The 11,954-nt window shown below is 69.3% G+C and carries 13 protein-coding genes; 5 read left to right on the top strand and 8 right to left on the bottom strand.

Going from position 1 to position 11,954, the window contains the following annotated elements; genetic code table 11:
• Positions 1 to 24 precede the first annotated feature (24 nt).
• Complete coding sequence (locus COA17_RS09095) at positions 25 to 591, top strand: hypothetical protein (RefSeq protein WP_141397062.1); 567 nt, start codon at positions 25 to 27, stop codon at positions 589 to 591.
• Between the two features lie 8 nt (positions 592 to 599).
• Here COA17_RS09095 and COA17_RS09090 read toward each other — a convergent pair whose 3' ends face one another.
• Both COA17_RS09090 and hisC read right to left on the bottom strand, forming a co-directional pair.
• Positions 600 to 1,508: a prephenate/arogenate dehydrogenase family protein gene (locus COA17_RS09090; protein ID WP_096611855.1), complete on the bottom strand. Its 909-nt coding sequence runs from the start codon at positions 1,506 to 1,508 to the stop codon at positions 600 to 602.
• On the bottom strand, positions 1,508 to 2,620 hold the full coding sequence (gene hisC / locus COA17_RS09085) for a histidinol-phosphate transaminase (RefSeq protein WP_096611853.1): 1,113 nt from the start codon (positions 2,618 to 2,620) through the stop codon (positions 1,508 to 1,510). Before hisC ends, COA17_RS09090 begins: the two co-directional genes overlap by 1 nt.
• A 98-nt stretch (positions 2,621 to 2,718) precedes the next feature.
• Between hisC and metX the strand changes: the two genes are divergently transcribed.
• Genes metX through COA17_RS09070 form a run of 3 tightly spaced genes read left to right on the top strand, consistent with a single transcriptional unit; the run spans position 2,719 to position 4,873 of the window.
• The gene (gene metX / locus COA17_RS09080) at positions 2,719 to 3,849 is read left to right on the top strand and encodes a homoserine O-acetyltransferase MetX (RefSeq protein ID WP_096611851.1); all 1,131 of its coding nucleotides are present in this window, start codon (positions 2,719 to 2,721) and stop codon (positions 3,847 to 3,849) included.
• Positions 3,846 to 4,445 carry a methionine biosynthesis protein MetW gene (gene metW, locus COA17_RS09075; RefSeq protein ID WP_096611849.1) on the top strand — a complete coding sequence of 200 codons (600 nt, stop codon included), beginning with the start codon at positions 3,846 to 3,848 and terminating at the stop codon, positions 4,443 to 4,445. The genes metX and metW overlap by 4 nt, the downstream gene beginning before the upstream one ends.
• A gap of 32 nt (positions 4,446 to 4,477) precedes the next feature.
• Positions 4,478 to 4,873 (top strand): response regulator, encoded by a 396-nt coding sequence (locus tag COA17_RS09070; RefSeq protein ID WP_176484850.1) that lies wholly within the window; start codon positions 4,478 to 4,480, stop codon positions 4,871 to 4,873.
• Here the strand turns inward: COA17_RS09070 and COA17_RS09065 are convergent.
• The 6 genes from COA17_RS09065 to COA17_RS09040 are packed head-to-tail and all read right to left on the bottom strand — an operon-like array spanning position 4,851 to position 10,775.
• Positions 4,851 to 6,398, bottom strand: coding sequence for a sensor histidine kinase (locus COA17_RS09065; protein ID WP_096611847.1), 1,548 nt, complete (start codon positions 6,396 to 6,398; stop codon positions 4,851 to 4,853). The two genes, COA17_RS09070 and COA17_RS09065, sit on opposite strands and share 23 nt — an antisense overlap.
• Positions 6,399 to 6,962 (bottom strand): single-stranded DNA-binding protein, encoded by a 564-nt coding sequence (gene ssb / locus COA17_RS09060; RefSeq protein WP_096611845.1) that lies wholly within the window; start codon positions 6,960 to 6,962, stop codon positions 6,399 to 6,401.
• A 9-nt stretch (positions 6,963 to 6,971) separates the two neighbouring features.
• A complete protein-coding gene (gene feoB, locus COA17_RS09055; RefSeq protein ID WP_066484706.1) occupies positions 6,972 to 8,837 on the bottom strand; it encodes a ferrous iron transporter B in 1,866 nt (621 codons plus the stop codon).
• A 40-nt stretch (positions 8,838 to 8,877) separates the two neighbouring features.
• Positions 8,878 to 9,141: a FeoA family protein gene (locus COA17_RS09050; RefSeq protein ID WP_066484704.1), complete on the bottom strand. Its 264-nt coding sequence runs from the start codon at positions 9,139 to 9,141 to the stop codon at positions 8,878 to 8,880.
• 42 nt (positions 9,142 to 9,183) lie between these two features.
• A complete protein-coding gene (locus COA17_RS09045; RefSeq protein WP_096611843.1) occupies positions 9,184 to 9,852 on the bottom strand; it encodes a COQ9 family protein in 669 nt (222 codons plus the stop codon).
• On the bottom strand, positions 9,849 to 10,775 hold the full coding sequence (locus COA17_RS09040; protein ID WP_245857600.1) for a DMT family transporter: 927 nt from the start codon (positions 10,773 to 10,775) through the stop codon (positions 9,849 to 9,851). The genes COA17_RS09045 and COA17_RS09040 overlap by 4 nt, the downstream gene beginning before the upstream one ends.
• Positions 10,776 to 10,868: 93 nt before the next feature.
• Between COA17_RS09040 and COA17_RS09035 the strand changes: the two genes are divergently transcribed.
• Complete coding sequence (locus COA17_RS09035) at positions 10,869 to 11,945, top strand: alkene reductase (protein ID WP_066484696.1); 1,077 nt, start codon at positions 10,869 to 10,871, stop codon at positions 11,943 to 11,945.
• Positions 11,946 to 11,954: the final 9 nt, after the last annotated feature.

Raw genomic sequence — 11,954 nt, 5'->3', positions numbered from 1 at the left:
ATCCCCACCAACAAGGGGATGGCCATGGCGGGTGTCGGCGCGGAAAAGCTGAAGGGCAACGAAACGCACCGCGAATATCGCTATTTCCAGTCATGGCTGGATCACGCCGCCTTGCTGGCTGAACGGTTCTACCGCGAATGCGACGATGATCCGTTCGCCTATAACGAAACCGCCAGCGTCAGCCTGTTATGCTCCGCCGCGATGGCCTCGGGTCAACTGGCATTGGCCGAATTTACGCAGGAAAAGCGCGGGATCGGGCGCGGACGCCGCTATGTTCGCGGCCGCTGGGACATGTGGATGGGCACCGACCGGTTCCACTGCGGGCTGGAGTTCAAGCAGATCAAGACCCGGTTCACCGCCGATCGCCTGGAACAGGTGATGGCGGCGGCGGTGCGATGCGCCGCCGCGATCGAGAAGACGCATACCGACCGGCGGCTCGGCTGCCTGATCGCGACGCCGCGGGGGGAGGGTGCGATGCACCGGCGCGCGCTCGCCAACCTCAAAGCGTTCGCGCAGGAATGCGACTATGCCTGGCGGATCGACGCGGGCGACGGCCATTGCCGGACGTTCCTGTTCTTCCGCTACGTATGACCCGCCGGTCAGTCGTGCCGCCGGCCGAAATCGGCGGCCGGATCGTCCTGTCCCTGGTCGACGATCGAGCGGCGGATCATGCGGGTGCGCGCGAACCGGTCGAACAGTGCATCGCCGTCGCCCCAGCGGATCGCGCGCTGCAACTGGCTCAGATCCTCGCTGAACCGTTGCAGCATCTCCAGCACCGCATCCTTGTTCGCCAGGAACACGTCGCGCCACATCGTCGGATCGGACGCGGCGATGCGCGTGAAGTCGCGGAAGCCGCCGGCGGAAAACTTGATGACCTCCGACTGGGTCACCTGCTCCAGATCGTCGGCGGTGCCCACGATCGTATAGGCGATCAGGTGCGGCAGGTGGCTGGTCACCGCCAGCACCAGGTCGTGGTGGTCGGGGGCCATCCGCTCCACGTCGGCGCCCAGCCGGCGCCAGAATTCCTCGACCCGCGCGGTCGCCGCCGCATCGCTGCCGGGCAGGGGGGTGACGATGCACCAGCGGCCGCGGAACAAGGTGGCGAATCCTGCCTCCGGTCCGCTCTGCTCGGTCCCCGCGACGGGATGCGCGGGGACGACGCGCGCCTCCGGCAGCACCGCCGACAGCGCCTGCGCCACCGATGTCTTGCAACTGCCCACGTCGCTGACGATCGCATCGTCGGGCAGGTCGGGGGCGATCGCGGCGGCGACGTCGCCCATCGCGCCGACCGGCACGCACAGGATCACCAGATCGGCGTCGATCACCGCCGCGCCGGCCGTGTCGGCGACATCGTCGGTCAGGTCGATGCGCCGCGCCACCTCGCGCACCGCGGCGCTGGCGTCATGCCCGGTCAGCCGGACGGTCGGCATCGACTGGCGCACCGCGCGCGCGATCGAGCTGCCGATCAGCCCCAGCCCGATGATGCTGACCCGCGAGAACGGCAGCATCAGCCCGCCTTCTCCACCTCGGCGCGCAGCACGCCCAGCACCGCGCGCATGTCCGCCTCGCTGCCGATCGTGATGCGCAGCCCGTGCGGCAGCCCCTGTCCCGGCAGCCAGCGCGTGGCATAGCCCGCGGCCATCAGCGCGTGATAGGCGACCTCCGCGGTCAGCGCCCCTTCGAACAGCACCAGCACGAAATTGGCCTTGCTGGGCACCGCGCGCAGCCCGGCGTTGCCCATCGCCGCGATCTGGTCGGCGAACCATGCACGCCACTGGCGGTTGTGCTCGCGGCTGTGGCGCACGAAGGCGTCGTCGCCCAGCGCCGCGATCGCCGCGCGCTGCGCGCCGATGCCGAAGCTGAACGGCGCGCGGATGCGGTGCATCGCCCGGATCAGTTCCGCCGCGCCATAGCCCCAGCCGACCCGCTCCGCCGCCAGCCCGAAGATCTTGGAGAAGGTGCGCGTCACCAGCACGTTGGGCTGGGTGCGCGCCAGCTCCAGCGCGCCGTCGTCGTCCTCCGGCTCCAGATACTCGGTATAGGCCTGGTCGATCACCAGCAGCACGTCGCGCGGCAACGCCGCGTGCAGCCGCGCGATTTCGCCACGCGGCGTATAGGTGCCGGTCGGGTTGTTGGGGTTGGCGACGAACACGACGCGCGTCCGCTCGGTCACCGCCGCCAGGATCGCGTCGACGTCGGTGGCGTAATCGGCGTCGGGCGCCACCACCGGCACCGCGCCGACGCGCCGCGTCGCGATCTCGTACACCGCAAAGCCGTAGCGGACGAACACGATCTCGTCGCCCACCCCGGCGAAGGTGCCGGCGGCCAGGTGAAGCACCTCGTCCGAACCGGTGCCGTAGATGATGCGATCGGCCTCGATCCCGTAATGCGCGGCCAGCGCGTCGCGCAGGTCGGCGGCGGCGGCATCGGGATAGCGTTCCAGCTCGCCGGCGGCATCGCGATAGGCGGCGCGCGCCGCCTCCGGCGTGCCGAACGGATTTTCGTTCGACGACAGCTTGATCACCGGGCGCCCGTCCTCGGACGTGGCGCGACCGGGGATGTAGGGGGCGATGCCCAGGATCCAGGGCTTGGCGACGGGGGCGTTGGGGGTCTGCGTCATGGCGCTGCGCTGTACGGGGCGGACGCGCGCGTGGCAACGCGGGTGCGGGCCGGCACTGCTCGACTTCGTGGGGACGACGGGGCTAAGGCGGTGGTTCGATGCTTACCACTACCGACCCCATCGACCAGCGGTTCGGCCTCGCGCGGCGGGTGACGCTGCCCGGCCCGCTGAAACTGGACAGCGGCGCGCTGCTCGCGCCGGTCGAGATCGCCTACGAAACCTATGGTACGCTGGCGGCTGATCGCGGCAACGCGCTGCTGGTCTGCCATGCGCTGACCATGGACCAGCATGTCGCCGGCCCCAACCCGCGCACCGGCAAGCCGGGGTGGTGGACGCGGGTGGTGGGGCCGGGGCGGCCGATCGACACCGACCGCTTCTTCGTGGTGTGCGCCAACGTGCTGGGCAGCTGCATGGGCACGTCCGGCCCGGCCAGCACCGATCCCGCGACCGGCCGCCCCTATGCCATGGACTTCCCGGTCATCACGATCCGCGACATGGTCCGTGCGCAGGCGCTGCTGCTCGATCACCTGGGCGTCGCGCGGCTGGCGGCGGTGGTCGGCGGGTCGATGGGCGGGATGCAGGCGCTCAGCTGGGCGGCGACCTATCCCGATCGGGTGCCCGCCGCGGTCGTCATCGCCTCCACCGCGCGCCACACCGCGCAGAACATCGCCTTTCACGAGGTGGGGCGACAGGCGGTGATGGCCGATCCCAACTGGCGCGGCGGCGATTATTACGACGGCGATCCGCCTGCCGCCGGGCTGGCGGTGGCGCGGATGGCGGCGCACATCACCTATCTGTCCGAAGCCGGGCTGACCGAGAAGTTCGGCCGCCGGTTGCAGGCGCGCGAGCGCAAGAGCTTCGGCTTCGACGCCGATTTCCAGGTCGAAAGCTATCTGCGACACCAAGGGCTGGCCTTCACCGACCGGTTCGACGCCAATTCGTACCTCTATATCACCCGCGCGATGGATTATTTCGATCTGGCGGAGGAACATGGCGGGCTGCTGGCGCAGGCGTTCCGCGGCACGGGCACGCGCTTCTGCCTGGTCAGTTTCGATACCGACTGGCTCTATCCCACCGCCGAATCGCGCAGCATTGTGCAGGCGCTGAACGCCGCCGGCGCGCCGGCCAGCTTCGTCGAACTGTCCAGCCCCTATGGCCATGACGCCTTCCTGCTCGATTCGCCCGACCTCGAACGGGTGATCGCCGGCTTCCTGGGGGCGGTGCGATGAGCCTGCGTCCCGATCTGGCGATCATCGCGGGCCACGTCCCCACCGGCGCGCGCGTGCTGGACGTCGGCTGCGGCGACGGCGAACTGATGGCCGCGCTGCGCGATACCCGCGACGTCGATGCGCGCGGGCTGGAGCTTGACCGCGGCAATGTCGCCGCCGCGGTGGCGCGCGGGCTGTCGGTGATCCAGGGCGATGCCGATACCGATCTGGCCGGCTATCCGGACCAGAGTTTCGATTACGCGATCCTCAGCCAGACGCTGCAGACCGCGCGCGCCCCCGACCGCGTGCTGGACGAATTGCTGCGGATCGGCCGCCATGCCTTCGTCAGCTTCCCCAATTTCGCGCACTGGCGCGTGCGGCTGTCGCTGTTGTGGGGCGGGCGGATGCCGGTGACGCGGCTGCTGCCCGAACGCTGGTACGACACGCCCAACATCCACCACCTGACGATCGACGATTTCCGTGCCTACCTGCGCGAACGCGCGGTGACGGTGGAGGGCGCGTGGTTCCTGTCGGGGGACAAGAGCACCGGCGGGGCCGCCGCGAATATGCTGGCCGAACACGCCGTATTTCTGCTGACACGGAACAAGTCGGTTTGATTTCGGTTAAGGCGGCGATCGGAACCACTTTGATGCAAAAGACCGCGCTCATCGTTGAAGACGAGATTTTCGTCGCCCTCGACCTCGAACGCATCCTGATCGATGCCGGATATCGCGTCGCCGCGATCGCTGCCGATGCCGATACCGCGCTTCAGGCGGCGCCGGGATGTTCCTTTGCGTTCGTCGACGTGAACCTGCGCGACGGGCCGACCGGCCCGGTGATCGCGGAGCGGATCATGCGCGATCATGGCGTGAAGGTGGTGTTCGTCACCGCCAATCCCGGCCAGATCGCCGATCCCGGCGTGTCGCTGGGTTACATCCGCAAGCCGTTCAACGACGAAGCGATCCTGACCGCGGCGCAGATTGCGACCGCGGGAGAGGCGACCAGCGTCAGCCAGGATTTCGTCAGGTGGCGGCAACCCGGCTGAACGCCGGCACGGGCACGGTGACCTCGACCACCAGCCCGGCGGGTTGCCAGTCGCGCGTGACGCTGCCGCCCAGCTGACGCACGGCGCTCATTTCGATCAACTGGCTGCCGAAGCCGTGCTGCGAAGCAGGCGGCGGTGATACCGCGGGCCCGTCTCGTTCGGCCCAGGTCAGCGTCACCACCTCGTCCCGGCGCGCAACCGACAGGTCGACCCGCCCGTCCAGCACCGACAGCGCGCCATATTTGCTCGCGTTGGTGGCCAGTTCGTGGAACAGCAGCGCCAGCGGGGTCGCCGCGCGATCGTCCACCGCGACATCGTCCCCCGACACGCGCACCCGGTCGCCGTCGTCGCGCCGGTACGGCACGAACAACTCGCCCAACAGCCCGTGCAGGCTGTCCTGCTGGACACTCGGCCGCGACTGCGGGCTGTGCGGGCGGACGAAATCGTGCGCGCGGCCCAGTGCGGTGATGCGATGGCGCAGATCGTGCGCCACTCCCGCCGCCTCCGGATGGGTGCGCGCGGCGAACTGGATCAGCCCGGCGATGACCGAGAAGATGTTCTTGATACGGTGGCTCAGCTCCTGGCTGATGACCTCGCGTTCCTCGATCGCCAGTTTCTGTTCGTGAATGTCGGTGCAGGTGCCGAACCAGCGGGTGATCCGCCCGTCGGCGTTGCGGATCGGCAGCGCGCGCCCCAGCACCCAGCGATAGGTGCCGTCATGGTGCCGCAGCCGGTATTCGATCTGGTAGGGATCGCCGGTGGCCAACGAATGGCGCCACACCGTCCAGGCGCGCTCTTGGTCGTCGGCATGGAACATGTCGTTCCACCCCTCGCCATCGGTGGTGCCTGCCGGCGCGCCGGTGAATTCGTACCAGCGCGCGTTGTAATAATCGTGATAGCCGTCGGGCAGCGTCGACCACACCATCTGCGGCATCGTGTCGGCCAGCGTGCGGAACCGCGTTTCGCTGTCGGTGGCCGCGCGGCGTGCGGCGCGTTCCGAATCGCGCCGTGCGACGCCGTCGCGCGTTTCGGTCAGCCGCGCCATCACCGCCTGTGCCAGCACCGCCAGACCGTCGCGCTGCAAGTCGGTCAGCCCCTCGGGCCGCGGCCGGGTGTCGATCACGCACAGCGAGCCGAGCGGGAAGCCGTCGGCCGAAATCAGCGGCATCCCGGCATAGAAACGCAGCCCCATCTCGCCCGTTACCAGCGGATTGTCGGCAAAGCGCAGGTCGTCGCGCGCATCGGGCACCACCATCAGCACCCGTTCCCACATCGCATGGGCGCAGAACGACTGTTCGCGCGGCGTCTCCGTGACGTCCAGCCCGGTGCGCGCCAGGAAGAACTGGCGCTGGTCGTCGACCAGGCTGACCAGCGCGGTGGGCGCATCGCACAGCCGGGCGGCGAAATCGGTGATCTGGCGCAGCGCGGCCGCACCGTCGAGCATCGCGGGGTGATGCGCGGCGAGCACGCGAAGCCGTTCGGCCTCGTCGCTCGCGTCCGGCGCGATGCAGGGCAGGTCGATCATTTAGAACGGCACGTCGTCGTCGAGGTCGTCCGCGAAGCCGCCGCCGAAATTGCCGCCGCGCGCACCGCCGCCGCCGCCCGCCGGCGCACCGCCGCGCGATCCGCCACCGCGTGCGCCGCCGCCGCCGCCGTAACCGCCGCCGCTGCTGCCGAAATCGTCGCCGCCGCCGAAATCGTCACGTGCGCCGCCACCGCCGCCGCCATTGCCGCCGCCCGGCCCGTCCAGCATCGTCAGGACGGAGTTGAACCCCTGCAGCACCACTTCGGTGGAATAACGGTCCTGGCCGTTCTGGTCCTGCCACTTGCGGGTCTGCAACTGGCCCTCGACATAGACCTTGCTACCCTTGCGCAGGAAGCGTTCGGCGACGTTCGCCAGCCCTTCGTTGAAGATCGCGACCGAATGCCATTCGGTCTTTTCCTTGCGCTCGCCGGTGTTGCGGTCCTTCCACGATTCGGACGTCGCGATGCGCAGGTTCACCACCTTGCCGCCGTTCTGGAACGACCGCGATTCGGGGTCGCGCCCCAGGTTGCCGACGAGAATGACCTTGTTGACGCTGCCTGCCATGGAAACCTCTTAGAGGCCGGCGAACACCGCCAGCCAATATGTAATGCCTGCCATCACGTAGGCGGTTGCGAACAGATAGCCAACCATGAACGCGGGCCATCGCCATCCGTTCGTTTCGCGCCGAGTCACCGCGATGGTGGAGATGCACTGCGGCGCGAACACGAACCACATCAGGAACGCCAGCGCGGTCGGCAGCGACCAGCGCCCGCGCAGATTGTCGACCAGGCTGCGCTCGCCGCGCGTGTCCTCGACATCGTCGATGGCATAGACGGTGCCGATCGCCGCCACCGCCACCTCGCGCGCGGCCATCGCGGGGATCAGCGCCAGCGCGATGTCGTGGTTGAAGCCGATCGGGCGGACGATCACCTCCAGCCCGCTCGCGATCCGCCCGGCGACCGAATATTCGGCCTGCTTCTGCCCGGCGGGCGCCTGCGGGAAGCTCAGCAACGCCCACAGGATCACCGTGGTCAGCGCGATCGTGGTGCCCGCGCGCTTCAGGAAAATCCACGCCCGGCTCCACAGCCCGATCGCGATGTCGCCCAGCCGCGGCATCTGGTATTTGGGCATCTCCATCATGAAGCCGGAGCTGTCGCCCTTGGTGACGGTACGGCGCAGCGCCAGCGCGGCGACGAACGCGCCGACGATCCCCATCACGTACAGGCCGAACAGCACCAGCCCCTGCAGCCCGATGAACGGCGCCACCTGCCGCGCGGGGATGAACGCGGCGATGATGATCGAATAGACCGGCAGCCGTGCCGAACAGGTCATCAGCGGCGCGATCAGGATCGTGGTCAGCCGGTCCTTCTCGTCGTCGATGGTGCGCGTCGCCATGATCCCCGGCACCGCACAGGCGAAGCTGGACAGCAGCGGGATGAAAGCGCGCCCCGACAGCCCGACCCCGGCCATCAACCGGTCCATCAGGAACGCCGCGCGCACCATATAGCCGGACGCTTCCAGCACCAGGATGAACAGGAACAGGATCAGGATCAGCGGCAGGAACACGAGCACCGCGCCGACGCCCGCGATTACCCCGTCGGTCAGCAGCGAGCGCAGAAAGCCGTCGGGCATCGCCGCGCGCACGACATCGTCCAGCGCAGCGAACGCGCTCTCGATCCACGCGACCGGCGCCTGCGACCAGCTGAACACCGCCTGGAACATCACGAACAGCAGCGTGGCGAGCAGCACCGGCCCCACGACCGGGTGGAGCGCGACCGCGTCCACCGCGTGGTTCCAGCGGCGCACCGGCGTCTCGCTGACGGTCGCCGCGGCGGCGATCGCGCGCGCGCGACGTTGCAGCGTGACGATATCGTCGTCGACGCTGCCGTCCGACGGGCGCAGCCGGCGCAGGTCCGCGGTCGTGCCCCCGACCAGCGCGGTCAGCCGTGCGCGCAGCACGTCGATCCCGCGGCGGCGCACCGCGACGGTCGGCACCACCGGTACGCCCAGCTCGCGCTCCAGCACCGCCGGGTCGAGCACCAGCCCGTCGCGCTCGGCCAGGTCGACCATGTTGAGCGCCACCACCACCGGCAGCCCCAGCGCGATCAGCTGCAACGCGAAGCGCAGATGGTTGTCGAGGTTGGCGGCATCCACCACCACCACCAGCGCGTCGGGCAGCCGCTCGCCCGCCTGCGTCCCCGTCACGACGTCGCGGGTCACGCGCTCGTCGGGGGAGGACGGGTCGAGGCTATAGGCGCCGGGCAGGTCGACCAGTTCGACCGCTCGCCCGTCGTCCAGCGCAAGGCGCCCCGAATGGCGTTCCACGGTCACGCCGGGGTAATTGCCCACTTTCTGGCGGGCACCGGTCAGGGCGTTGAACAATGCGCTCTTGCCGGCATTGGGATTGCCGACCATCGCGACCAGCGGGGAAAGCTCCATCAGCCGATCCGGGCCGATGCTGCGGCGGGGGGGGGCGACGTCATTCGGCCGGCAGGGTGGCGGTCGATACGCGGATCGACCGCGCGACCGCGCGGCGCAGCGCCACCGTCATCCGCCCGATCCGGCACGCGATCGGCCCGCTGCCCAGCCGCGCGCGATGCAGCACCTCCACCGCCACGCCCTGGTCGAACCCCAGTTCGCGCAGCCGCCGTGCCTCGGGCGCCGCCAGCCTGTCCCAGTCGATCGTGTCGACCGCGGCGGGTTGATGGCGCGGGAGCGTTTCCAGGGTGAGTATCGACGTCACGCCGCGGCTATATAACGACTGCGACTGATTATCAATTGGCGGTTACACCACCGGATAGCGAAGCCGTCCGACGAACCGGCTCAGGCTGGGGCGGCGGATCGCGCGGCGCGCCATGCCCGCCTTGGCGCGCTCGAACCGCATGATCCCATCGATCCGCCGCGCCAGGAACGCCCGCGTTTCCGCTTGCCCCTCACTCTCGTCGTCCAGGAACACGGTGATCGTCGCGGTATAGACGCCCAGCAACATCGCGCGCTTGGTATAATGGTTGTAATCGGTGGCGGTATCGCCGGCCAGCCGCCACATCCGATCGACGCTGCGCCAGCCCAGTCGCGCCGCGGCGGCCAGGTTGGTCGGCAGCGCCAGAATCGCGCGCGCGCGGCGCAGCGCTTCGCGGTCGGGGGCCAGCGCGTCGAGCCGCGCGGTGACCAGCGCGGTGATCCGCTCGCGGATCTTCATCGCCGCCAGCCGTTCCGGGGGCAGCGCCTGCGCCATACGCGCGTCGATCGCGTCGAACCATGCATCGATCATCGCCCCCGCACCCCCGGCGAACGCCAGCCTCGCGATGTCACGGTCGATCCCGGCGGCGTCGGCGGCCATGTCGCGCGCGGCATCGCCCCAGCCGTCGAACGCGGCATTGGCGGCCAGATCGGCTGCCAGCCGCGCGCGCACCTCGTCCAGCGTCAGATCCGCGGTCGTCGGGTCATCGGTCATCGCGTTTCCTCCGTCACCGGGTTGGTGGGCGTGTCGATCTCCGCCATAGCAGGTCCGGGCTCGCGCCGCACCAGCACCAGTGCGGCGGCGACCATCGCCACGCCGACCAGATCGGGGGCGCCCAGCTGCTCGCCGAACCCGATCCAGCCGATCGCCGCTGCGACCACCGGCTGGATCAGCAGCGCCAGCCCTATCGCCAGCGGCGACAGCGTGCCCAGCGCATAGATCATGCACCCCTGCCCCAGGACCTGGCTGACCAGTGCCAGCCCGATCACCGGGGTCCAGTTGGTCGGCACCACCCGCTCGCCCAGCAGCAGCGCGAATCCCAGCAGCGGTAGCAGCGCGGCCGCCGACGACAGCGCCAGCGCCGGCAGCGGCGCCATCGTCCGGCGCACATCGGCCATCATGATGAAATAGACCGCGTACAGCACGCCTGCCGCGACGGACAGCAGGTCGCCGACCAGGTGCCGCGGGTCCAGCTGGTACGATCGCCCCATCAGCAGCCCCGCACCCGCCGCCGCCAGCACCAATGCCAGCGCCTGCCCGCGCGACGGCCACGCCCGCGCGACCAGGAAGCCCCAGATCGGGAAGATGAATGTCGCGGCATTGCCGAACAGCGTCGCATTGGCGAGCGTCGTATGCAGGATGCCGATATGCCAGCTGCCCAGATCGCCGGCGAAAGCGATGCCCGCGCCCGCCAGCAACAATCCGCTGCGCCACGACAGCGGCACGCGCACGGTGCGGTTGCGCGCCATCCACGCCGCCGCGCACAGCAGCGGCAGTGCCAGCGCCATCCGCCAGAACGCCGCCGCGACCGGCCCGGTATCGGTCAGCCGCACGAACATCGGCCCGAACGCCAGCGCGACATTGGCCACCACCGCAGCGACGAAACCGGCGGTGTGCCCGCCGCTTGGGGCCGGCATAGCTTTTCTAGGCGACGAACGTGCGTGCATGTGGCCCCTTAGCTTCCTAGCTTGGCGGCGTCAGGTACCTTTGTGACAAAGGAAATCATCTCCATGCCCAGCCTGTTCGACCCGATCACGATCGGCGCGATCACTGCCCCGAACCGCATCTTCATGGCCCCGCTGACGCGTACCCGCGCCACCGACGGCCATGTTCCCACCGATCTGATGATCGAATATTACCGGCAGCGCGCCGGCGCGGGCCTCATCATCTCCGAGGCGACCGGGATCAGCCGCCAGGGGCTGGGCTGGCCGAATGCCCCGGGCCTGTGGACGCAGGAACAGACCGAGGCGTGGAAGCCGGTGACCGAAGCGGTGCATGACGCGGGTGGGCGGATCGTCGCGCAATTGTGGCACATGGGCCGGCTGGCGCGTCCGGACGTCACCGGGCTGCAGTCGCTGTCGTCCTCGACCGATCGCGCGCCCTATCACGATCCCGACAAGAACCCCTATGACACGCCGCGCGCTGCGACGCTGGACGACATCCGCCAGACGCTGGACGATTATGCCGCCGCCGCGCGCAACGCGATCGCGGCCGGTTTCGACGGGGTGCAGATTCACGGCGCGAACGGCTATTTCATCGACCAGTTCCTGCGCGACAACACCAACCACCGCGACGACGATTACGGCGGCTCGCCGGAAAATCGCATCCGTTTGATGCGCGAGGTGGTGGAGCGCGTCATCGCGGAGGTCGGCGCGGGGCGCACCTCGATCCGCCTGTCCCCGAACGGCGAAACGCAGGGCGCGGACGATTCAAACCCTGAAGCGGTGTTCGTCCCCGCGGCGAAGGTGCTGAACGACCTCGGCATCGCCTTCCTGGAACTGCGCGAGCAGGCCGAGAACGGCACCTTCGGCGCCAGTTCGGTGCCCAAGCTCAGCCCGAAGATCCGGCAGGTGTTCACCGGTCCGCTGGTGCTGAACCAGGATTATTCGAAGGAGGCCGCGCAGGCCGATCTCGATTCGGGCGTCGCCGACGCGGTCGCCTGGGGCCGGCTGTTCATCGCCAATCCCGACCTGCCGGAGCGGTTCCGCCGCGACGCGGCCCTCAACACGCCCAATCCGAAGACCTTCTACGCCCCCGGGCCGGAGGGATATATCGACTATCCCGCGCTGGAGACGGCCGCGGCCTGACGATCGTGC

Origin of the sequence: Sphingomonas ginsenosidimutans (assembly GCF_002374835.1) — a bacterium.
Lineage (GTDB): Bacteria > Pseudomonadota > Alphaproteobacteria > Sphingomonadales > Sphingomonadaceae > Sphingomonas > Sphingomonas ginsenosidimutans.
This window is presented reverse-complemented; position numbering and strand designations above follow the sequence as displayed.